The organism is Pantoea sp. 1B4 (assembly GCF_016925765.1).
GTDB classification, from domain to species: Bacteria; Pseudomonadota; Gammaproteobacteria; order Enterobacterales; family Enterobacteriaceae; genus Pantoea; species Pantoea agglomerans.
Window position 1 is genome coordinate 3316506 of sequence record NZ_JAEUWZ010000001.1, and the last position, 23212, is coordinate 3339717.

General features: G+C 56.1%; 15 protein-coding genes, 1 tRNA gene and 5 pseudogenes. 4 read left to right on the forward strand and 17 right to left on the reverse strand.

Features of this window, described 5'->3' with window-relative positions; translation table 11 throughout:
• Window positions 1-157: 157 nt before the first annotated feature.
• Window positions 158-1123, reverse strand: coding sequence for a sensor domain-containing diguanylate cyclase (locus JNO11_RS15905; protein ID WP_325177483.1), 966 nt, complete (start codon window positions 1121-1123; stop codon window positions 158-160).
• A 481-nt stretch (window positions 1124-1604) separates the two neighbouring features.
• Window positions 1605-1680: transfer RNA gene (locus JNO11_RS15910), tRNA-Phe, on the reverse strand.
• 223 nt (window positions 1681-1903) lie between these two features.
• On the opposite strand from JNO11_RS15910, the pseudogene JNO11_RS15915 reads away from it, so the two are divergent.
• Window positions 1904-3224, forward strand: a pseudogene (locus JNO11_RS15915) (PAS domain-containing methyl-accepting chemotaxis protein).
• A gap of 27 nt (window positions 3225-3251) precedes the next feature.
• On the opposite strand, the pseudogene mrdA reads toward JNO11_RS15915, so the two are convergent.
• The 13 genes and pseudogenes from mrdA to JNO11_RS15980 all read right to left on the reverse strand — a co-directional run bounded on the left by mrdA (window position 3252) and on the right by JNO11_RS15980 (window position 17159).
• Window positions 3252-5124: pseudogene (gene mrdA / locus JNO11_RS15920) on the reverse strand (penicillin-binding protein 2).
• Window positions 5125-5344: 220 nt separating this feature from the next.
• Window positions 5345-6058, reverse strand: coding sequence for a purine-nucleoside phosphorylase (gene deoD, locus JNO11_RS15925; protein WP_010248951.1), 714 nt, complete (start codon window positions 6056-6058; stop codon window positions 5345-5347).
• Window positions 6059-6084: 26 nt separating this feature from the next.
• Entirely contained in the window at window positions 6085-7308 is a 1224-nt protein-coding gene (gene deoB, locus JNO11_RS15930) for a phosphopentomutase (protein ID WP_010671093.1), read from the reverse strand.
• 95 nt (window positions 7309-7403) lie between these two features.
• Window positions 7404-8732, reverse strand: coding sequence for a thymidine phosphorylase (deoA, locus tag JNO11_RS15935; protein WP_060681058.1), 1329 nt, complete (start codon window positions 8730-8732; stop codon window positions 7404-7406).
• Between the two features lie 63 nt (window positions 8733-8795).
• Window positions 8796-9575 carry a deoxyribose-phosphate aldolase gene (deoC, locus tag JNO11_RS15940; RefSeq protein ID WP_010248957.1) on the reverse strand — a complete coding sequence of 260 codons (780 nt, stop codon included), beginning with the start codon at window positions 9573-9575 and terminating at the stop codon, window positions 8796-8798.
• A gap of 248 nt (window positions 9576-9823) precedes the next feature.
• The gene (locus JNO11_RS15945) at window positions 9824-10621 is read right to left on the reverse strand and encodes a TatD family hydrolase (RefSeq protein ID WP_010671095.1); all 798 of its coding nucleotides are present in this window, start codon (window positions 10619-10621) and stop codon (window positions 9824-9826) included.
• The gene (locus JNO11_RS15950; RefSeq protein ID WP_033769872.1) at window positions 10618-11670 is read right to left on the reverse strand and encodes a patatin family protein; all 1053 of its coding nucleotides are present in this window, start codon (window positions 11668-11670) and stop codon (window positions 10618-10620) included. Before JNO11_RS15950 ends, JNO11_RS15945 begins: the two co-directional genes overlap by 4 nt.
• A 227-nt stretch (window positions 11671-11897) precedes the next feature.
• A pseudogene (locus JNO11_RS15955) lies at window positions 11898-12053 on the reverse strand (DUF1328 domain-containing protein); the annotation flags it as partial.
• A gap of 112 nt (window positions 12054-12165) precedes the next feature.
• On the reverse strand, window positions 12166-12780 hold the full coding sequence (gene osmY / locus JNO11_RS15960; protein WP_010671097.1) for a molecular chaperone OsmY: 615 nt from the start codon (window positions 12778-12780) through the stop codon (window positions 12166-12168).
• A gap of 258 nt (window positions 12781-13038) precedes the next feature.
• Window positions 13039-14625, reverse strand: a complete 1587-nt coding sequence (gene prfC, locus JNO11_RS15965; RefSeq protein ID WP_010671098.1) for a peptide chain release factor 3 — start codon at window positions 14623-14625, stop codon at window positions 13039-13041.
• Between the two features lie 293 nt (window positions 14626-14918).
• Window positions 14919-16022, reverse strand: a complete 1104-nt coding sequence (locus tag JNO11_RS15970; protein ID WP_010248978.1) for a M20 peptidase aminoacylase family protein — start codon at window positions 16020-16022, stop codon at window positions 14919-14921.
• Between the two features lie 4 nt (window positions 16023-16026).
• Entirely contained in the window at window positions 16027-16500 is a 474-nt protein-coding gene (locus JNO11_RS15975; RefSeq protein WP_010248980.1) for a YjiG family protein, read from the reverse strand.
• Window positions 16490-17159, reverse strand: a pseudogene (locus tag JNO11_RS15980) (nucleoside recognition domain-containing protein). Before JNO11_RS15980 ends, JNO11_RS15975 begins: the two are co-directional and overlap by 11 nt.
• Window positions 17160-17648: 489 nt before the next feature.
• Between JNO11_RS15980 and ftnA the strand changes: the two are divergent.
• Window positions 17649-18155 (forward strand): non-heme ferritin, encoded by a 507-nt coding sequence (gene ftnA, locus JNO11_RS15985; protein WP_010248984.1) that lies wholly within the window; start codon window positions 17649-17651, stop codon window positions 18153-18155.
• A 60-nt stretch (window positions 18156-18215) separates the two neighbouring features.
• On the opposite strand, the pseudogene JNO11_RS15990 reads toward ftnA, so the two are convergent.
• Together JNO11_RS15990 and JNO11_RS15995 are read right to left on the reverse strand one after the other, a co-directional pair.
• A pseudogene (locus JNO11_RS15990) lies at window positions 18216-20580 on the reverse strand (glycoside hydrolase family 31 protein).
• Between the two features lie 10 nt (window positions 20581-20590).
• The gene (locus JNO11_RS15995; protein ID WP_325177484.1) at window positions 20591-21901 is read right to left on the reverse strand and encodes an MFS transporter; all 1311 of its coding nucleotides are present in this window, start codon (window positions 21899-21901) and stop codon (window positions 20591-20593) included.
• 1 nt (window position 21902) lies between these two features.
• Between JNO11_RS15995 and JNO11_RS16000 the strand changes: the two genes are divergently transcribed.
• Window positions 21903-22127: a hypothetical protein gene (locus JNO11_RS16000; protein ID WP_325177485.1), complete on the forward strand. Its 225-nt coding sequence runs from the start codon at window positions 21903-21905 to the stop codon at window positions 22125-22127.
• The gene (locus JNO11_RS16005) at window positions 22124-23188 is read left to right on the forward strand and encodes a LacI family DNA-binding transcriptional regulator (RefSeq protein ID WP_122457718.1); all 1065 of its coding nucleotides are present in this window, start codon (window positions 22124-22126) and stop codon (window positions 23186-23188) included. Before JNO11_RS16000 ends, JNO11_RS16005 begins: the two co-directional genes overlap by 4 nt.
• Window positions 23189-23212: the final 24 nt, after the last annotated feature.

Here is a 23212-nt window from a genome sequence, read left to right on the forward strand (position 1 = left end):
TCGGAATAGTACTAAAAAGCATTTTCTGCGGGGATACGCATAAATTTTGCATGCCTGCGAAAAGGGGAACTCAACGTTATGAATGAGATGGCGCAAAGCCATGAGGGGGGAGATTGTGCGTTAATGGCAGGCAAAACATATGCCCTGTTCAGCAGAGTCAGAGGGAGTTGGGAAAAGTGGAATCAAAAGCGACACCGCGCTTGCCATTTTTCTTGATGCGGTACATCGCTTCATCAGCACGCTGCAGTGCAGTATCAAAGTCATCTTTGTCCTGCGCCTGAGACACACCGACAGACGCCCCAATGAGGGCATGCCCGTTTGCCATATCAAAAGGTGTCATTACCGCGTCAAGACAGGCGTGCGCCAGTGTCTTTACCCGCGGATGGTTCAGCGCCAAGGGTATTAACAATACAAACTCGTCGCCGCCCAGTCGGCCAATGATCACTTCTGCCGGAGAGAGTTCCGTAAACCGCTGACTTAACTGGATGAGGACTTCATCTCCGCTGCGGTGCCCCAGGGTGTCGTTGACGTGTTTGAAGTTATCCAGGTCAATAAAGACCACGCAGAGCGGTCCCTGAGCTTTCATTTCACAGAAATAATTCTGCAGAGCATGACGATTGTTGAGCAGCGTAAGGGGATCGTGCAGCGCCAGCAGGGCGAGCTGCTCCTCATATTGCTTCTCTTTGGTCATATCGATGTGAGTGCCGATCACTTTAACCGGCTCTCCGTGCGCATTCCATTCGCTGACCCGGCCCCGATCCAGCACCCACGTAATGCTGCCATTTTTGGCGATCATGCGATGCAGAGCCTCGTAATAAGGCGCTTTCCCGGCGATGTGGTCGTTGAATGCCTGTAGAACGTCGGCGGCATCATCGGGATGCAGGCTCTCTTTCCAGGATTCAAAGTTGGCATCGGTCTCTTTCGGCTGGAAGCCCAGCATCGCCCCCCAGCGCCGGTTGAAGATCACCAGTTTGCCGCTGGGAATATCCAGCTGCCACAGGAACAGCCCGGTACCATCCAGCGCCGCATTGAGTTTTGTGCGGGCGTCATGCGCTATACGCTTCAGACGCGCATTGTGCTTTTTCAGGTTCTGTATCTGCAGACGCAGCGCTTCTTCTGACATAACCGTGTGAGAGGAGGAAAAAGGGGGTATTGTGCCTGTCAGGCTGATTCTGTAAAGGGTGGCTTATAAAACACGATTAGCCGCGGTCAATTGCAGGCTGGACAGGATATCAGGCGGTACCAGTCTGGCAACGCAGCACAGAGGCAAACCTGGCAATTGGTTTCGCCATGAAATCTGTTTGTGTTGCTACAGGGTTGAGAAGTGGAATGGGCGCGGGAGAGGCGAAATTCGGAATGTTCGGGAATGGCGGGAGTCTGTCGAACCTTCGATAACGGGTTCGCCCCATAAACGCAAAAACCCGCCAGAGGCGGGTTCTTTAAAGATGGTGCCCGAACCCGGACAAAAATGCCGGGAGCATTTTTGCATCGCGTGCCAGCGCGACCCAGAGGGCGAGCCACAGGGATGTGGCGAGTGAATCGAACCTTCGATAACGGGTTCGCTCCAGAATGCAAAAACCCGCCATAGGCGGGTTCTTTAAAGATGGTGCCCGAACCCGGAATCGAACCAGGGACACGGGGATTTTCAATCCCCTGCTCTACCGACTGAGCTATTCGGGCAACGGGGCGCATTAAACCAAAGCGGCCCGGCAGCGTCAAACGCTTTTCACCAAAATCAAATCGACTGACCGCTTTTCCATCAACCCAAAGAGTGGGTCTGACCTGCCGCCATAAACCTCTCTGTTGGCCGGATATATTTTAGTCAGAAAGCAGGCAGAGTCTGCATTGTGACGCGAAATTGCCGATATAGCATGCGAGACCAACACTAATAATAAGGATCGCCATGTTTTCCACCATTACATCAGGTATCGCTTCCCGTCACAGCTGGCAGAAGCGTTCACACTCAGCGGCAACGCTGAGCTCTCTCAACGGCTCCATCGCCATGATTGAATTCTCCCCCCGATGGCTCCATTCTCAGCGCGAATGCGCTGTTTCTGGCGCGCATGGGCTACGCGCTGGCGGAGATCGAAGACCAGCACCACAGCCTGTTTTGTACCGCAGAGCAGCTTGAGTCGCGGGACTATCAGGATTTCTGGCTGCGACTGAACCGGGGCGAAAGCTTCAGCGATAAGTTCCTGCGCGTGGCGAAAAATGGCCGACCGGTATGGCTCGAAGCCAACTATGTGCCGGTGCAGAACCGCCATGGCCGGGTGATTAAAATCGTCAAACTGGCAACCGACATCACCGATCATATCAACGATGCGCAGGAGCAGCGCGCCATCACCACCGCCATAGAACGGTCGATGGCGGTGATCGCTTTTAACCTCAAAGGTGAAGTGCTGAAAGCCAATGACAACTTCCTGAAAACCATGGGCTACCGTCGTGAGGAGGTCGAAGGTGTCCACCACCGTCGCTTCTGCTCGCAGGCGCTGCGCGACAGCCGCGAATATAGCGAGTTCTGGCAGCAGCTGAACCGCGGCGAATTTGTCTCAGGCCAGTTTCCCCGGGTCAATAAACGGGGTGAGACTATCTGGCTGCGCGCCACCTATAATCCGGTGTTTGACGAACAGGGCAGGCTCTATAAAATCGTGAAATTCGCCACTGATGTGACCGCGCAGGTGGAAAAGAATCAGCAGGAACATGATGCGGCACAGCGGGCTTATCACACCGCGCTGCAAACGGATGAAAGCACAAAGCTGGGTGCCGATGTTATCGCCAGCAGCGTGCAGACCATGAACGCCCTGGCGGGTGAACTGCAGGGGATCTCCGGTGATATTACCGGCCTGAGTGAATCCTCAGAGCGTATCGGTGCGATTGTGGAAGGTATCCGCCGGATAGCCGATCAGACTAACCTGCTGGCGTTAAATGCCGCTATTGAAGCGGCGCGGGCCGGAACCCATGGCCGCAGCTTTGCGGTAGTGGCTAATGAAGTCCGCACGCTGGCAGCAAACATCAACCGCGCCACCACCGACATCGAAAATCGGATACAGCAAAACCATCTGCTGGCGAGCCGGGCACTGAAAGGAATTGAATCCAACCTGAAGCGCGCCGATCAGGGCGTACAGCTGGCCCAGGAGGCGGGCGGCGTGATTGCGGAAATCCGTGAAGGCGCAACCGATGTAGTACGCGCCATCGGCCAGGTGACCAAAACGCTTAAAGTCTGACGCTCTGCGGGGGGCAACCGCCCCCTTTTAAGGTGTTGCCTGAACCGGCGCTTCTGGCACCGGCGGGATAAAGATATGATCCAGAATCGCCCGCATTACAGGTGCCGCAGTAATTCCTTCGTTGCCACCATTCTCCAGAATTAACGCTACCGCCACTTTCGGGTCATTAAAGGGCGCAAAGGCGGTGTAGAAGATATGGTCACGCAGCCGAACCGGTATCATCTTCGCGTTATAGGTCTGGTTCTGGCGCAGGCTGAACACCTGCGACGTCCCGCTTTTCGCAGCGATGCCATAGGGTGCCGTGTGGAAATATTTATAACCGGTGCCGTTGGGTGCGTTAGCCATGCCAAACATCGCGTGGCGTACCAGCGACCAGTAAGGTGAATGAGGATCGCCAATCTGCGCTTCATGCTGCTGCGGATGATAGTTCTCCACCAGCGTGCCGCGCTGGGTTTTCTCCAGCAGATGGGGGGCAATGACCCGGCCGTTATTAATCAGCGCCACCATCGCTTTCACCATCTGAATGGGTGTCGCAATCCAGTAACCCTGTCCGATACCGACTGAAACCGTATCGCCCTGATACCAGGCCTTTTTTATGCACCTTCTGCTTCCACTCCCGGCTCGGCAGTAAGCCGCTGTACTCCTCATTCAGGTCAATGCCGGTCGATTTGCCATAGCCAAACTGGCTGAGCATGGTGTGAATGCGATCGATGCCCATCATAAACGCCACCTGATAGAAGAAGGTATCGGCGGACTCTTCGATTGCCCGCGTCACATCCAGCATGCCGTGCCCGGTTTTTTTCCAGTCGCGATAGCGCCGGTCCGTGCCTGGCAGCGTCCAGGTGGGTGCGCCAAAGAATTGCGACTGCGGCGTAATCACATGAGTCAGCAGCGCCGACATCGCCATGTAAGGCTTCACCGTGGAGGCGGGCGGATAGAGTCCCTGCGTGACGCGGTTAATCAGCGGCAGGTCTTTATCCTGTAGCAGCTTTTTGTAGGCCTGATAGCTGATGCCTTTCACAAACGGATTGGGATCGTAGCTGGGACTGGAGACCATCGCCAGCACGGAGCCGTCGTGCGGATCTTCAATCAGCAGCGCCGCACGCTGCCCCGCCAGCAGGCTTTCCACATACTGTTGCAGGTGCAGATCCAGCGTCAGCGTCAGGTTTTTACCCGCGACCGGCGGTACCTCTTTCAGCACCCGCACAATGCGGCCATGATTATCCACTTCCACTTCCTGATAACCCGGCTTGCCGTGCAGCAGCGCTTCGTAATAACCCTCAATCCCCTGCTTACCAATGTTATGGTCAGCCGCATAGTTTTCGGCGATCCCTTCCGCATTCAGCCTTTTATAGTCGTTATCGTTGATTTTCGACACATAGCCGATCACATGCGCCAGATCCGCGCCATAGGGATATTCACGATCCTGGTAGGTCTCAATGCTGGCGCCGGTGAAGTGAAACTGATTGACCGCAAAGCGGGCGACCTGCTCTTCGGTCAGCTCCTCTTTCAGCACCACCGGCTTGTAACGGCTGGTCTGCTTCAGCGCATGGCGGAAGGTGTCGATTTCGTCCGGCGTCAGATTAACGATCGGCGTCAGTGCCCGCAGCGTGGCGTCCATGTCGCTGATTTTGTAAGGCGTCAGCGTAATGGCGTACCAGCTGACGTTTCGCACCAGCGGAATGCCATTGCGGTCATAAATCAGCCCACGCGTCGGCGTAATGGGGATCATTTTGATGTCGTTCTGGTTGGAGCGCGTCTGGTAATAGCCATGGTCGCGCACCTGTAAGCGAAAAAGGTTTACGCCAAGAATGGTGAAACAGAGACAGACCAGAGCAAAGGCTATTGCAGCGCGGCGGGCAAACAGCTTCTCTTCAGCTTCGAAGTTACGAAAGTTCATCAGGGGGCATTATCAGGCGACTAATTATTATCTGTTATTGCGCACCATGATAAAGCGCGATCGCGGGCGTGCCAGCGCGAAGATGCACAAGCCTGACCAAAAGTGTGTCATTTGATGTGAATGTTACCGGGACGGCGAGGCGGGAAAATGCAGATCCCCCCGGTTAAGGGGGATCTGCGCAAGGGGATCGGGCAGCAGGCGTCAATGCCTGCCACGCTGATTAATCACCCAGCAGAACAGACTCCAGCGCAATCTTGATCATGTCGTTGAAGGTGGTCTGACGCTCAGCAGCGGTGGTCTGCTCGTGCGTACGGATGTGGTCTGATACGGTGCAGATGGTCAGCGCTTTAGCACCGAACTCTGCGGCCACACCGTAGATACCTGCAGCTTCCATCTCAACGCCGAGGATGCCATATTTTTCCATCACGTCGAACATCTGCGGATCCGGGGTGTAGAAGAGATCGGCAGAGAAGATGTTACCTACGCGCGCTTCAACACCCAGGTTTTTCGCCGCATCAACCGCGTTACGCACCATGTCGAAGTCAGCAATCGCAGCAAAATCGTGATCTTTGAAACGCATACGGTTCACTTTGGAATCGGTGCAGGCACCCATACCAATCACGATGTCACGCAGTTTTACATCGGCACGCACGGCACCACAGGAGCCCACACGGATGATCTTTTTCACGCCGAAGTCGGTGATCAGCTCTTTGGTGTAGATGGAGCAGGAAGGAATACCCATTCCGTGGCCCATTACAGAGACTTTGCGGCCCTTATAGGTGCCGGTGTAGCCCAGCATCCCGCGCACGTTGTTCACTTCTACCGGATTTTCCAGGAAGGTTTCAGCAATGTGCTTTGCACGCAGCGGATCGCCAGGCATCAGCACGACGTCTGCGAAATCGCCCATTTCAGCATTAATATGAGGGGTTGCCATTGTTTAATCCTTGTTAAATTGCTGATTTACAGCATGTTCTTGCCATAGTCCATCTCGGACAGGCCAAAATAGTGTGCAATTGTCTGACCAATATCGGCGAAAGTTTCGCGGTAACCGAGTGAACCCGGCTCGACTTTCGGTCCGTAGATAAGAATCGGAATGTGCTCACGCGTGTGTTCAGTACCTTCCCACGTCGGGTCACAGCCGTGGTCAGCGGTCAGGATCAGAATGTCATCTTCTCCGACTAACTCCATCAGCTCAGGCAGACGACGGTCAAACAGCTCCAGCCCGCCCGCATAACCGGCAACATCACGACGATGTCCCCAGGTTGAGTCGAAATCAACGAAGTTAGTGAAAACAATCGCCTGATCCGGCGCAGTTTTCATCTCCTGAATCGTGGCGTCAAACAGCGCATCCAGACCGGTCGCTTTGACCTTTTTGGTAATGCCCTGCTCAGCATAGATATCAGCGATTTTACCCACGGAGATCACGTGACCGCCCTTCTCATCCACCAGCTTTTTCAGCATGGTGGCGGATGGTGGCTCAACTGCCAGGTCGTGACGATTGCCGGTGCGCTCGAACTGACCCGCTTTGTCGCCCACAAACGGACGGGCGATAACCCGGCCAATGTTGTAGCCACCTTCGGTCAGCTCTTCACGGGCGATTTCGCACAGCGCATAGAGACGATCCAGACCAAAGGTCTCTTCGTGACAGGCGATCTGGAACACCGAGTCCGCAGAGGTATAGAAAATCGGCTTGCCGGTTTTCATATGCTCTTCGCCCAGCTGGTCGAGGATCACCGTACCTGAAGAGTGGCAGTTCCCGAGATAGCCCGGCAGATCTGCGCGCTCGACCAGTTTGTCCAGCAGTTCCTGAGGGAAGCTGTTCTCTTTGTCGCTGAAGTAGCCCCAGTCAAACAGCACCGGCACACCGGCGATCTCCCAGTGGCCTGACGGCGTATCTTTACCTGACGAAAGCTCGCTGGCGTAAGCGTACGCGCCGGTGATTTTCGCCTCAGGATCCAGACCTGCCGGGAAGCGGCCGGTCGACAGCTCTGCGGCTTTGCCCAGACCCAGCGCGGTAAGATTAGGCAGATGCAATGGGCCTTTACGTCCCTTGTCTGCTTCACCCCTGAAACAGGCTTCGGCGATGTGACCTAAAGTATCCGAACCTGCGTCGCCGAATTTATCGGCATCTTTACTGGAGCCAATTCCAAAGGAATCGAGAACCATAATAAAAGCACGTTTCATGCAAGTCTCCTGCGCATTGGCGCGTGACAAGTCAAAAAAAAGCGATCAGATCAGTATACCCGAATGCATCGCAGCTGGCACCGGTTACCGGTCAGTTAGCTGATATCGCTCACACGGCGATAGACAACCGGCGTCTCAGCCGGGGCAGAATCACCGAGCACCAGCGCGGCTTTGACGGCCGCGGCGGCCTGCTGCCATTTGTCTTCGCTGCTGGCGTGAATGATCGCCAGTGGACGCTGCGCATCGGCACGTTCGCCCAGGGTGATCATGTCGCTTAAGCCGACGCTGTAATCAATACTGTCGCTGGCACGCTGACGTCCGCCGCCCATTGCCACCACCGCCAGACCCAGCGCACGGGTATCCATGCTGCTGACGATGCCTGGCTGGTCGGCATACACCGGCTTGCTCAGCATGGCTTGCGGCAGATAAGCGTCGTAGCGTTCCACGAAATCGGCAGGTCCCTGCTGGGCAGCGACCATACGACCAAATACCTCGGCTGCTTTGCCGTTATCCAGCACCGTCATCAGCTTCTGACGCGCTTCGGTGTCGCTGGCGGCCAGTTTGCCGGAGACCAGCATTTCGCTGCAGAGCGCCAGCGTCACTTCCAGCAGACGCGGATTACGCTCTTCGCCGGTCAGGAAGCGAACCGCTTCACGCACTTCCAGCGCGTTACCGGCTGAGGAGGCGAGAACCTGGTTCATATCCGTCAGCAGTGCGGTGGTCTGGCAACCTGCGCCATTGGCGACGCCAACAATTGACTGCGCCAGACTTTCTGACGCCTCATAGGTTGGCATAAACGCGCCGGAACCTACTTTGACATCCATCACCAGTGCATCCAGCCCTTCTGCCAGCTTCTTCGCCAGAATCGAGGCGGTAATCAGCGGGATCGAATCGACGGTGGCGGTGATGTCACGCGTGGCGTAGAAACGCTTATCCGCCGGTGCCAGCGAGCTGGTCTGGCCGATAATCGCCACACCCACCTGCTTAATGATCTCGCGGAAGCGATCATCGCTCGGGAAGATATCGAAGCCCGGAATCGCTTCCAGTTTATCCAGCGTGCCGCCGGTATGGCCAAGGCCACGACCCGAGATCATCGGAACATATCCGCCGCAGGCCGCGACCATCGGCCCTAACATCAGCGACGTCACATCGCCGACGCCGCCGGTCGAGTGCTTATCCACCACCGGGCCATTGAGATTAAGTGATTTCCAGTTCAGTACCGTACCGGAATCACGCATCGCCATAGTCAGCGCGACCCGCTCAGGCAGCGTCATATCGTGGAAATAGATGGTCATCGCCAGCGCGGCAATCTGACCTTCCGAAACGGTGTTATCACGCACACCATTGATGAAGAAGCGAATCTCCTCTTCAGTCAGCGCATGGCCGTCACGTTTTTTGCGAATTATTTCTTGTGGCAGGAACAAGGTAACCCCCCTGGTTCAGGGAAATCAGGATGGGGAACAGGCGGTCAGCGACCGCCTGAAGGATCAGTAACCCGCTTTGCTGGTGTCGCTGTCATGACCCAGGGTGTTGAGCAGGCTCGCCAGCAGGCTTGATGCACCAAAGCGGAAATGACGCGCATCGGCCCAGTCGGCACCCAGCGTCTCTTCCGCCATTTTCAGATAGATAGCGGCATCTTCAGCGGTGCGCACGCCGCCAGCGGGCTTAAAGCCAACCTGCTGGCTGACGCCTTTATCGCGGATCACGTTCATCATGATCTGCGCCACTTCAGGCGTGGCGTTAACCGGCACTTTACCGGTAGAGGTTTTGATGAAATCGGCACCGGCATCAATGGCAATCTCAGAGGCCTGACGGATCAGCGCTTCCTGCTTCAGTTCACCAGTTTCAATGATCACTTTCAGCAGCACATCTGCTTCGGCACAGGCGGTTTTACAGGCTTTCACCAGATCGAAACCGACCTGGCTGTTACCGGCGATCAGCGCACGATACGGGAACACCACATCCACTTCATCGGCACCGTAGGCGATAGCGGCGCGGGTTTCTGCCAGCGCAATATCAATGTCGTCATTGCCGTGCGGGAAGTTAGTCACCGTGGCGATGCGGATCTCCGGAGTACCCTGCTCGCGCAGCGTTTTACGGGCAATCGGAATAAAACGCGGATAGATACAGATTGCGGCGGTGTTGCCTGCCGGGGATTTAGCCTGATGACACAGGGCGATCACTTTTGCGTCGGTGTCGTCGTCATTCAGGGTGGTTAAATCCATCAGTTTCAGGGCGCGCAGGGCAAGGTCTTTGATATCGGTCATGAGGCTCTCCAAAGGATCGGGGTGCAACCCACCGGCTCGCCGGCGGAATGTTATAATAATAACACTCTGATGCGGCCTGATATGTGCCAGGAGTCACATAGGAATAAGAAATTAATGCAACATTGCCACGTTTACTGTGACTAACATTACAGATAACGGGGTTTGATGGTTATTATACGCCAGCGGGTGCAATGTTACTATTATCACATTTAAGCGCGAAAGCTGCAGGTCGGGCGAGACACGGGCGGTCAGTTGCGCAGCGCCGGGAAAGCGGGATCGAGCTGAAATAGCTGCTGACTGTTGTGCCACAGCGCATCGGCAATCTCCTCCGGTGACTCTTCTCGCAGGCTGCAGAGCACCTCCCACACCTGACGCGCCCGCTCCGGACGATTAGGCTGGCCCTGAAAGCCCTGCAGCGGCATATCGGGTGCATCGGTTTCCAGCAGCAGCGAAGAGAGCGGCAACTGCGCCACGGTCTGACGGGTTTTGCTGGCGCGTTCATAGGTAATGGTCCCGCCGATGCCAATCGCATAACCCAGCTTAATAAAGGCCTGTGCCTGCTGCAGGCTGCCCGCAAAACCATGCACCACGCCACGGCGCGGCAGATCGTAACGACGCAGAATCTGCGCCAGCTTGTCATGAGTGCGGCGCGAATGCAGGATCACCGGCAGCTGATACGCTTTCGCCAGCTTAAGCTGCGCCTCAAGAAAGCGTTGCTGCTTATCAAACTGCGGATCGTCGCGATAGAGATCCAGCCCGATCTCGCCGATCGCCACCAGCTTACGCGGCCGCTGTTGCAGTAAGGTTTCCAGCTGATCGAGATGGGCCTCCTGATGATTTTCGATGACGATTGGATGCAGGCCCAGCGCGGCATAGAGCGCCGGTTGCGCCGCGGCTAACGCGCAGACCCGCTCAAAGCGGCTGGCATCGATCGCCGGAACGATAATCTTTTCCACGCCCGCTTCTGCAGCACGTGCCAGGCTGCCAGAGATATCCCCTTCAAACGGCGGAAAATCGAAGTGGCAGTGCGTATCGATAAACTTCATGCCAGCGATCCTTTGTCGTAATCAGCATCATTATCCGCCAGCGGCGGTGTGATGATGAGGCGGGTATCAGGTGCATTGGCTGCCGGAGCAGGCGGCGTAACGATACGCGCCGTGGTCATCGGTTCCGCATCACTCAGCCACTGGCCCAGCGTGGCGAGGAAATAGCGACCGCAACGCCGTCCCAGATGATAATCCTGATTCAGTGAAGCGATGCGGCTCCCCAGCGCACTGCTGGCCAGCGCATGCGGCGGAAAGATTTCGATAATGCGCAAATCATCGGGAGGATTCTCAATGAACTGCTGAATTTCCCGATAGCTCTGTTCATGCTTATTCAGCACGTTAATCATCGGCTGCAGTGCGCCGGTGCTGAGCCAGCGTTCCATCCGCTTAAACCATTTCGGGGTATAGAACATCTGCGACGGCACGGTGCGGATCACCACAATGGTATCAGCGCCACGGCGGGCGGCTTCACGCACCGGAATCGCATCGCTGATGCCGCCATCGAGATAGCTAATCCCTTCAAGACTGACCCCCAGCCGGTAAAAACCGGGAATGGCACTGGAGGCTTTGATCAGATCCAGCCAGTTATCGGCGGTCGGGTTGAAGTAGCCGGGCGTGTAGTCGTCACTGCGGCAGGCGCACATATAAAACTCGCGGCCGCTGGAGAACAGCTGCTCCGCGCTGCTCATCGCCAGCGGAAATTCACTGCGGGTAATATCTATCAGCCAGTCGAGGTCGATCAGATTCCCACCACGCACAAAGCGCAGCGGATCAAAAAAGAGTTTACTGGTGGTATAGCGGGTAATCACACGCCGGGCATAGCCGGGCTGACCACAGACAAAGGCAGAAAGATTTTGTGCACCGGCAGAGGTGCCGAGCATCAGCTGAAAGGGGTTGAATCGGGCACGCTGAAATTCATCTAATACGCCTGCGGTGAAAATGCCGCGTTGACCGCCACCTTCACAAACCAGCGCAATTTTCTGAGATTTAAACGGAGTCAGGGCCAGAGGTTCAATGGCGCCGAGCGTGACAGGAATGCGTATACCCACTGTACGAACCTCAAAAAGCGGTTCCGGGTCTGCTGGAGGATCGATCCGTTAAAAACGGCAGCATTCCGGAGAACCAGTCATATGTTCCTTTAACCGGCAGGCCAGCAGGGCTGGCTTACCTTGCAGCGATGTGAAGGTGTCCCTCTCTTCACGTCAGTCGCTACAGATGACTGGTCTCCGCTCTATGCTTTGCGTTGCATTACACTGCAGGACTCATCGGCTAAAGCTTTTTTACGGCCGGTAAACAGGCTGATGAGGAACAGGATAATACCAACGACGAAGACAACTTTAGCTGCCCATGCTGCTGTGCCCGCTAAACCGCCAAAACCTAACGCTGCAGCGATCAGTGCGATCACCAGAAAAATAATGCCCCAACGAAACATAAGCCTCTCCTTACCCTATTTAAAAATCGAATATTTTAAAATCGATCTGCTTATTTCATCCCCGGATGGGTATCTTTTATTCGTACGGCCACAGAAGTGGCCGTACGCAAGCTTAAGATTTAACCGTCAGGTCATTCTTAACGCTTTTCACGCCTTCAATGGCTTTAGCAATGCTTTCTGCACGATCTGACTGTGCCTGATTAGCAACCTGCCCTGAAAGCTGAACAACGCCGTCGGTGGTCTCAACTTTTACGTTGCGCGACGGAACAATGTCATCCGCTAATAGCTTAGCTTTAATTTCGCTGGTCGTGGCAGTATCGCCCGCATAACCTTTCATTGATGATGCTTTGCTGTCTCTGACGTGTAGTTTGTCGCTGACGGATTTAACACCTTCGATTTTCTGCACCACAGCCACAGCCTTCTCAGCCTGATCCTGTGAGGTGACGAAACCGCTTAAGGTCACGACGCCGCTATGCGTTTTTACCGAGATATCCGTGCTTTTAATTGCGTCATCATCTACCAGCGCCGCTTTGGCTTTGGCGGTGATGCCGCTGTCATCCATATAACCATCGACTTTTTTCATAGAACTATCGATTTTTGAACCCGCGCTGTCGGCTGTCTGTGACGCTTTCTGCGACATTGATTCGTCAGCCAGTGCGCTGCCGCTGATCAGTGCTGAGCCAATCATGGCGGCCATCAGGGTTTTAGCAATCTTAGTCTTGTTCATCGATATCTTCCTTCTATCAGTTAACTCACCCAAAAACTGTGGGCGCAACAGAGGCACAGGTGCCGCTGCGTTACAGGACGTAAGGACAAGAGAAGTCTCTTCCGCCGTCCGATAGATTAATCATAGACGGCATTTTGCAATTTGCCTGGCTAACTGGTTGATCACACGTCAAAACAGAAGAAAAACGGGGTTTTTAGGAGGAGTCTGGAAGGAGGAAAACAGGGCCACTCCCAGCTGGAATGGCCCGGAAACAGGCGATTAGTGCTCGCGCGTTTTGCGGAAACGGACGTCGGGGTAACGTTCCTGCGTAATATTAAGATTAACCATGGTTGGCGCAATATAAGTCAAATTATTACCGCCATCGAGTGCCAGGTTAACTTCGTTTTTGCGCTGGAAGTCCTCAAACTTTTTCGCGTCGCTGCATTCAACCCAGCGCGCCGTAGAGACGTTGATCGCTTCGTAGATCGCTTCGACGTTATATTCGCTTTTCAGACGGGCGACCACCACATCGAACTGCAGCACCCCGACCGCACCCACGATCAGATCGTTGTTATGCACCGGACGGAACACCTGTACTGCACCCTCTTCAGACAGCTGAACCAGCCCTTTCAGCAGCTGTTTCTGCTTCAGCGGATCGCGCAGACGAATACGGCGGAACAGCTCTGGCGCGAAGTTCGGAATACCGGTGAACTTCATGTTTTCACCCTGGGTAAAGGTGTCGCCAATCTGAATGGTGCCGTGGTTATGCAGGCCGATGATATCGCCGGGATACGCTTCTTCAACGTGCGAACGGTCGCCCGCCATAAAGGTCAGAGCGTCGGAGATCACCACATCTTTGCCGGTGCGCACCTGACGCAGCTTCATCCCTTTTTCATATTTACCGGACACCACACGCATAAAGGCCACGCGGTCGCGGTGTTTCGGGTCCATGTTTGCCTGGATCTTAAACACGAAGCCGGTGAACTTCTCTTCTTTCGCTTCTACCGTACGGGTGTCGGTATCACGCGGCATCGGACGTGGTGCCCATGCCACCAGGCCATCCAGCATATGGTCAACGCCAAAGTTACCCAGCGCGGTGCCGAAGAAGACCGGCGACAGTTTGCCGCTCAGGAAGGCTTCCTGCTCAAACTCGTGCGATGCGCCCTGTACCAGCTCCAGCTCTTCACGCAGCTGTGCCGCCAGATCGTCACCGACTGCGGTGTCGAGGTCCGGGTTGTTCAGCCCCTTCACGATGCGGACATCCTGAATGGTGTGGCCTTTACCGGTCTGGTAGAGATAGGTCTCATCTTTGTAGAGGTGATAAACCCCTTTGAACAGCTTGCCGCAGCCGATAGGCCAGGTGATCGGTGCGCAGGCAATTTTCAGCTCGCTTTCCACCTCATCCAGCACTTCCATCGGGTCGCGGATGTCACGGTCAAGTTTGTTCATAAAGGTCAGGATCGGCGTATCGCGCAGACGGGTAACTTCCATCAGCTTACGGGTACGATCCTCGACGCCTTTAGCGGCATCAATCACCATCAGACAGCAGTCAACCGCGGTCAGCGTACGGTAGGTATCTTCCGAGAAATCTTCGTGACCCGGGGTATCCAGCAGGTTCACCAGGCTATCGCGATAGGGGAACTGCATCACAGAGGTGGTAATGGAGATACCACGCTGTTTCTCCATCTCCATCCAGTCCGACTTAGCGTGCTGGTTAGAGCCACGGCCTTTTACCGTACCGGCGGTCTGGATAGCCTGTCCGAACAGCAACACTTTTTCGGTAATGGTGGTTTTACCGGCATCCGGGTGCGAAATGATCGCGAAGGTGCGGCGGCGTGCCACCTCTTCTAAAAAGGGATTAGACATGGAATTCTTCTCAATAGGCAGCGCAACTTACTGGCGCTGCTGATAAATCACGGTGGCCGGCAGAACCTTACCGGCGGGTAAACGGTGCCAAAAACGATCTTTCATCGTTGGCGGGTCAGCGCGAAGTTACATTGGCGTGAATTCCGGTTACCTGGTCAGCTTTAAGGCGGCATAGCATACAATATTTTGCGCGCGCGGCCTACAGGGAGAGGGGCAGGATTTCAGGGGCGGGGAATCGGGGAAAGGTGGATGCCGCAACAAAGCGGGACGGGTCTGCACCCGCCCCGCCTCCGTTATCCCAGCACCTTTCTGACGCAGGCTTTGAAGATCTGCACACCAATCTCCAGCGAGTCGAGATCAAAATGCATGTCGGGATGATGCAATCCGGGCGTCAGGTTGGTGCCCAGCCCCCAGAAGCCCGCTTTTACACCCGGACGCTTCACCGGATAGTAGAAAAAGTCCTCGCTGCCCGGCGTGGTCCGGGTTGACAGCGCGCCCTCTTCGCCCAGCACCTCGACGATCGCGGCGCGGATCACCGCCGTCGCCTCATCATCAATCTCGGCGGCGGGCATCTCTTTTAATACGCGGACCTCGGCGCTGGCACCCAGGGCCGCCACGCTGTGAGTAATGGCGCGCGTGACCTGCTCTTTCAGCAGCGTCATCGGCCCGTTCTCCTGCGAACGCAGATCCCAGACTACACGGGCTTCATCCGGCACCGAGTTGGTGACACCGGCGTCGCACAGGAAGCGGGTCGCTTTGACGCTCCAGGTCAGGCCGGGCGAGAGGTGGATGGCGTTGACCGCCTGAACCGCCTGTACGGCAGCATCCAGCGCATTCACCCCCAGGTGCGGACGCGCCGCATGGGCGGGCTGGCCTTTGATGGTCGCTTCCAGCGTGCTGCAGGCTGAGTAGAGCACCGCAGGCACCGCCTGGCCGACCACGCACTCCTCCAGCGGACGCAGATGGAACCCCAGAATCATCTCCACATCATCCAGTGCGCCACCTTCGATCATTGAGAGCGCACCGGCGCCCAGCTCCTCGGCGGGCTGGAACAGGATCTTCAGCCGGCCACGTTTCACCGCGCCCTCCTGCAGCAGAGCCGTCGCCGCCGTCAGCACGACCGAAGAGTGACCGTCGTGACCACAGGTGTGGCGCGCACACGGCACGCCATCAATGATGTGCCCCAGCGCATCCATATCCGCGCGCAGCGCCAGCACCGGGCCCGGTACACCGCTGTCGATCTCGGCCACAATGCCGGTGGTGTTATTGATATTGCGCGTCACCTTCAGGCCCGCTTTCTCCAGCTGATCGGCGATGTAGGCCGAGGTTTTCACCTCCTGAAAACCCAGCTCCGGAATTTCGTGCAAATAGTGGTAATGCTCTAATACCTCAGACACAGCGTTACTCCTGAATAAACAGACGCATAACAGACATTGCGATCAGCGCGTTGATGATGCTCACCAGCATCAGCAGCGGCCAGTATTTTTTTGGCACATCGGCCACGCCCAGCAGCCGTCCCATATATTGCAGCTGCGATCCCATCAGGAAAATCGCCGGGGCCAGAATCGTGATATCCGCCCCGGTCAGCAGCCCTTTGGTCAGCAGACTCACCGCTACGCCGGTACCCGCCGACGATGAGAGCCAGGCGGTGAGCAGCACCGTAATTGCCTCACCCGGCAGCCCGAACAGCCCCATCACTGGCGCAAAAACGTGCCCGAGAAACTGCATGATGCCGAGCAGATTGAGCACTTCTGCCAGTACATAGGCCATCACCACATTTGGCATCAGATTGTGAATGGCAATGTGAAAGCCCTTACGCGCGCCGGTCACAAACACATCAAAGGGATTACTGCTGGTCGTGATTTTATTTTCCATCGGCGAAATCCTTCTTATAAACACTGTTTAACACAGCGCGCGTTATCGCCGCACCGACAAATTTCAGCACGAACATTAATAACAGCGGAATAATAATCGGCAGCGTCATTGAGGCGAATAGCGCGGAGCCGATGGCGAAGTAATTATTGATTAAGCCGGCACCGGAATATTGCCAGGCACTCATCACCACCACCTCTTTTTTTACCGATCTGTTTCTGGTCTGCCATCTCTTTGGTTAATGCCGCGCCCGCGTCGGTACTTTGCAGGTCGGTGATTAACGCCAGACCGCAATGGCCCGGCAGCCCCATCAGCGGCTTAAGCAGCGGCGTCAGCAACCGATGCGCCGCGCGAATCGCGCCGTAGTGGGTGAAGATTTCCAGCACACCCAGCGCCAGCATCACCGTGGGCGTCAGCGACAGCGCAAACAGGAAACCCGCTTTGGCACTGAGTCCGCCTGCGCCAAGAAAGGTGTTGCTGGCGGGATCTTTCATGGTGCCAAAGCTGCCGCCCAGCGTGGTGAAGTCAAAGGCGCCCAGCCATGAAAGACCCTCGACGTTATAAAACAGCCCTGAGAAAAACAGGATGGCAAAAATTAACGCGACATAACTGCCTTTGGTCGCCGTCATTTTTACCGGACTAATCACACTTTCATCTGACATTATTTTCTCCTGATAACCTGGCTTGCCGCCTGTTCCCTGCCGTGGCAAGTTTCAATATATGGAACTGAGTTCTAAGCATGATTTATGCCAGAGCCGATTGGCGCGCGATGATTAATGGCCCTGCTGTCACCTCTGGGCGTTTAATCCACGCCATGCCTGTTATGGCTCTGCGAAATATCTTTTTCTGACGGCAACGTGATATTTCCGGCGCGTTATCAGATGACCGCTATTTCTCCAGCTTCAGCGGCGATTGCACCAGCAGGATAGCGACCGGGCGCACTATCATGGTGCTGAAATTCTGATTTTGTTGCCCGATAAGGAGTGATGCAGAATGAGAATCGCTCGTATTCAATTTGTGAAATAATTCTATTTAAATCAATCAGATAAATTAGCTGTTTTTGCGGAAAAGCCTTCGCTTTACTAACATATTTGATGCATAATTCACCGACTATACCTGTTTATTTAACATCTTCTTAAAAGGACTCGGCCATGCTGACTGCTGAAATGACTGGGCGTTTAAACGACCAGCTGAACCTGGAATTTTTCTCTGCCAATCTTTATCTGCAAATGAGCGCCTGGTGCAGCGACAAAGGCTTTGAGGGTGCCGCTTCCTTCCTGAAGATGCATTCACGCGAAGAGATGCAGCATATGCAGCGTCTGTTTGATTACCTGAGCGATACCGGCGGCATGCCGGTGCTGGGTACCATCGCTGCGCCGCCAGTTTCTTTCACCTCGCTGAATGAAATTCTGCAGCAGGCGCTGGAGCATGAGCAGCTGATCACCAGCAAAATCAATGAACTGGCCCATGCTGCCATGACCTCACAGGATTACTCTACCTTCAACTTCCTGCAGTGGTATGTCGCCGAGCAGCATGAAGAAGAGAAGCTGTTCAAAACCGTGCTGGATAAACTGGCGCTGGTCAGCAACAGCGGCAACGGTCTGTTCCTGGTCGATAAAGATCTGGGCCGCATGAGCACCGAGAACCACGCAGAATAATGTTTATCGGCCCCTTTTCGGGGCCGATCTTATTGCCGTCTTGCTGACACCACTGCACCGCTATTCCAGCCGGTAACTCGCGGCTTTCACGCCATTCACCCACAGTTCACGGCTTTCACCCGCAGGCAGTAACAGCGCGATCTCCCGCCAGGCTGGCTGGTAATCTCCACGTTTTTCCACCGTCAGCTCGATACGCGTGGCGCTGCTGCAGAGCGTCCAGCGAAGCCATAGCGCATTACCCTGCTGCCAGCCGTGGCTCTCGCCATCGTCATCAAACATTTCGCCTTGTGTCTGCACGCCTTCGGGGGGCAGGCCATAGCTGCCATTGCCGCACCGTATCACGCCGCGCATCGGTGGTGCTTTCGCACTCGCCCAGCGGGATCACCGCACCGGCCCTTACCAGCAGCGGCAACCGATCCAGCGGCGCATCCAGCGTGATGGTCTCACCGCCCGCAAACGCCTTGCCGCTGTGCCAGTCATACCAGCCGCCGCGGTTACGGGGCAGATAGACTTCACGACTGCGCGCGCCCTGCTCCACTACGCTGGCGACCAGCAGATCGCGCCCCAGCATAAAGTCATCACACTCCTGATAGGTCAGCGGATCCTGCTCGTGATCGAGGAAGGTCGGGCGCAGCATCGGCTCATCTTCCACACTGGCCTGCCACGCCAGGTTATAGAGGTAGGGCATCAGGCGATAGCGCAGCCGGATCGCCTCGCGGATCATCGGTGTGACCTCCGGGTACATCCAGGGCTCGTTTACCGTGTGATCGTCATTCCAGGAGTGGATAGTAAAGCGCGGATGCATAACGCCGTTCTGAACCCAGCGCACAAACAGCTCGGCATCCGGCTTATCGCCCGAGAAGCCACCGACATCGTGCCCGACGTTAAACAGCCCGGAGAGGCTCATCCCCAGTCCCATGCGGATGTTGTAGCGCAGCGTTTGCCAGCTGGTGCGGTTATCGCCGCTCCAGGTCTGTACATAGCGCTGCATCCCGGCGCAGCCGGAACGGGAGATCAGATAAGGGCGTTTGTCCGGTGCAAACTGCTGCTGGGCTTCCATTGAGGCGCGCATCATCAGCAACGGCATTACCGGCCGGATATGCTTGATGGCGATCGGCTGACCAAAACCGTGACAGCGCGCTTCGCCATCCCACACCTCATATTCGTTGTTGTCATTCCAGGTGGAATCGATGCCCTTTTCCAGCAGCTGCCGGGTGACATTCTCCTGCCACCAGCGCACCGCCTGCGGATGAGTGAAGTCGAGGTGCGAGCCTTCATCGTCCCAGAACACCGAACGCTCAGGACGATCCTGCTCAGAGTCACAAATAAACAGCCCCTGCGCGGCCACTTCCTGATAGCGCGGATGATCCTGCAGCAGGCAGGGCTTGATGTTGGCTGCCAGCTTCATTCCGGCAGTATGAAACGCGTCGCTCAGCGCATTGGGATTCGGGACTTTGTCGTAGTTCCAGTTGAAGACGTAGCGCTTGTTGTTAATCGAGGTGTAACCCGAAGAGAGCTGGAACGAGTCGCAGGGAATTTCATGCTCGCGACACAGACGGATAAAGGATTGCAGCTGCTGTTGCGCGTCGGGCGCGTCGGTATAGTGCATGGTGGACCCGCTGTAGCCCAGGCTCCACTTCGGCTGAAACAGGGTGCGACCGGTCAGACGCACAAAGGCTTTGGTGACGTCGAGCAGCGTCGGGCCCAGCATCATGTAGTAATCAAGATCGCCCGCTTCGGCGCGGTAACGGCGATAAGGGAGATGGTAGTTATCCAGCTCATTCCCCAGATCGAGCCAGCTGCTGCTCAGGTTGTCATAGAACAGGCCAAAACTGATGCCATCGCGCTGCGTCAGGGTAAACGGAATATGTTTATAGAGCGGATCGGTGCTGGCGGCGTTGTAGCCCATGGCGTCCAGATTTCGCATCTCAAAACGGCGGTTAACGCGGTTCAGGTCGCCGCTCTTCTCGCCCAGGCCATAAACCCGATCCTGCGGCTGGCGACGCTGATAGTGCTCGACCCCGTCGCCGTGTGCATTGAGCAGATAGGCACCGGTGTGACGGTCGGCGGCCAGCGGCTGCCAGCTCTCACCATCAAACTGCTCCCAGCTCAGGCAGAGCGGCTGATGCACCGTGACACGCAGCCGTTGCGTGCTGATGCACAACTGCTGCGCATCGTGTTCAACCTTAAATGCCGGCAGCGTAAAGCCATCCAGCGCCTCACGATCCCGCCCCTGCCAGGGCACGTCGCTGACAGGGGCAATGCTCCAGGTGCGGTTCAGCGCCAGCTCACCGTCGCGCTTCAGCAGCACGCGCATCAGCTTATCCTCCAGCACGTAAAGCCGCAGGAAATGACGATCTTCGACCTTGAGTTCAACAAAGTGATCGGCCTGCTGATGCAGCGTCCAGTTCTTCAGGGTTTTCATCGCGATATCCTTATGGGTTAGCAGGGCGCTGGCGGCGTTCGGCGACCAGCATCACCAGGAAAACGGCACCAATCAGGTCAAAGAAGCCCATCGCCACAAACAGCGGATTGAAGCCGATGGTATCGGCGGTGACACCGATAATCAGCGAGAAGATAAAGCTGGCGATCCAGGCGCAGGAGCCGCGCATGCCGTTGACCGTGGCCATCTGGCGGCGATCAAAACGCTCCACCACCAGCGCGCTCAGCATGCAGGAGATCACCTGATGGCCGAAGCCACCGACCGAGATCAGGGCGATCGCCAGCCAGGGATCTTTTACCAGCGTCATCAGCGCCAGGGAGACCATTAGCAGTGCGCCGGTCACCGAACTGGCGACAATCGAATTGACGCGGGTGAGACCAAACCAGCGCACATAGATTTTGGTCAGATAGCCGCTGGCAACGCTGCCGAGGTCGGCGGCCAGAAACGGCAGCCAGGCAAACATCACGATCTGCTTGAGATCCATGCCGCGCTCATTGGCCAGATAGAGCGGCACCCAGAAGCTCAGTACCGCCCAGGCCGGTTCGGCCAGAAAAGCCGGGATGGCGATGCCGTAGAATTTCTTCTCTTTACCAATCACTTTCAGCGCGGTGAAGAACGGCAGTTTTTCCCCGATCGCTTCGTTGTCCTGATTAATAAAGGCCCGCTCCTCATCAGAGAGACGAGGATGGCTCTCGGGCGAGTGATATCCCCACCACCAGAGTGCAACCCACAGCAGGCCCAGCCCGCCGGTCAGCAGAAAGGCGCCCTGCCAGCCAAACGTTATGTGCGCGACATAAATAATCGGTGGCGCCAGCATGGCACCAATCGAAAAGCCGACGCCCGCCCAGCCCGCCGCGACCGGGCGCTCCTTTTTCGGAAACCAGTCACCGATCGCTTTGGCGTTAGCGGGCGTTGCCGCCGCCTCAGAGGCGCCCATGACAAAACGCAGCAATGCCAGATGCAGCCAGCTTCCCGCGCCGGCGTGCAACAGACAGGTCACCGACCAGATCAGCGCACAGATCAGGAAGCCCATCTTCAGTCCGATCACATCGATCAGCCAGCCGCAGATTGGCTGAAACAGGGTATAGGCCAGCTGAAACGCCGCCACTACCCAGGAGTACTGTTCGGTCGTCATGTGCAGACTGTTTTTAAGTTCCGGTGCCAGAATGCCGAGCGAGTTGCGGGTGATGTAGTTGACGGTTACACCCAGCAGGAACATTCCCAGCATCCACCAGCGTAAATTTTTAATCACGCGCACCGTGCGTGATGCACTGATGGGTTTGGTTGTTGATTCGAGGATCATTGTGCCACTCCTGATTGCCATTGATGACGCACACCGCCTGCTGGCGTACCGCGTGTCCTGTAACGAACTTAGAAAAGTGCGAAACGTGGGTACAGACACTTTTTTGCAACGCTTTTCATGGCAGGCTGAATCCCGGCAGAAAATGGCACTGAAAAGCTTATCTGACGCGATTCAGCAGGTTATGAAAAATTTTTCATCAGCAGATTTGAAGGCGATCACAGAATGAAACAAAGGCTGAAAGTAAGCGAAATTGCGGCACTCAGCGGCGTCTCCATCAGTACGGTGTCGCGGGTGCTGGCGGGTAAAGCCAATACCCGGCCCGCCACCCGAGACAAAGTACTGGCCGTGGCGCAGCAACAGGGCGTGCTTAACAACCTGCACAGTGGTCGCCTGCTGCTGAATAATCTGATGGTTTTTGCCCCGCCGCGCGCCTTTGATGTACGCAGTGACATCTTCTACTACAAAGTGATTCAGGGGATCAGCCAGGCGGTAGAGCCGCATGAGGTGCGGCTGCGCTACTGCCCGCTGGAGGAGGTGGAAAGTGATGCGGCGCTGTTTATCGATAAGATGCAGCAGACCGAAGCGGCACTGCTGATCGGCATTGATGATGAGCATATTCATCAGCTGGCGGCGGAGATGAACAAACCCTGCGTGCTGATTAACGCCCGCGATCGCCGAATGCGCCTGCCTTCAGTCTCACCCCATCATCAGCTGATTGGTGAATTCTCAGCGCGCTATCTGTTTGAGCAAGGACACCGGCAGATCCTGTCGCTGCATTGCTTACGCCGCTACACCATGGAGCAGCGATTGCAGGGGGTGCGCGACGCCTGGCATGCCATGAACCTGCGGTTTGACAGCCGCCAGCATCTGCTGACCCTGAACAGCTTCAGCAGCAATGAAGCGGCGGATCGGCTGAGTGAATATCTGCGCCACTGCCCTGATGCGCTTCGCCCGACCGCGATTCTCGCCAGCGGTGATTACATTGCGGCGGGCGCCGTCACTGCGCTGGAGCAGGCCGGTCTGCGGGTGCCGCAGGATATTTCGGTGATGAGTATGGATGGCTTTAACCTGGCCGCTATCCACGATATTCCGCTGACCTCGGTGCAGGTGCCGCGTGATGAGCTGGGCGCAGCGGCAGTGAGAATGTTGCAGGAGATGCGACTGAATCCCGGCACGCCCACCGGCAGCCTGCTGCTGAATGGCAGGCTGGTGGTGCGCGAGTCGGTGCGGCGCATTCGCGATAATCTCAGCCATGCACCGGTCCAGCAGCATGGCCTCTATGATTAACACGGTATGGATTAACCCGGCGCG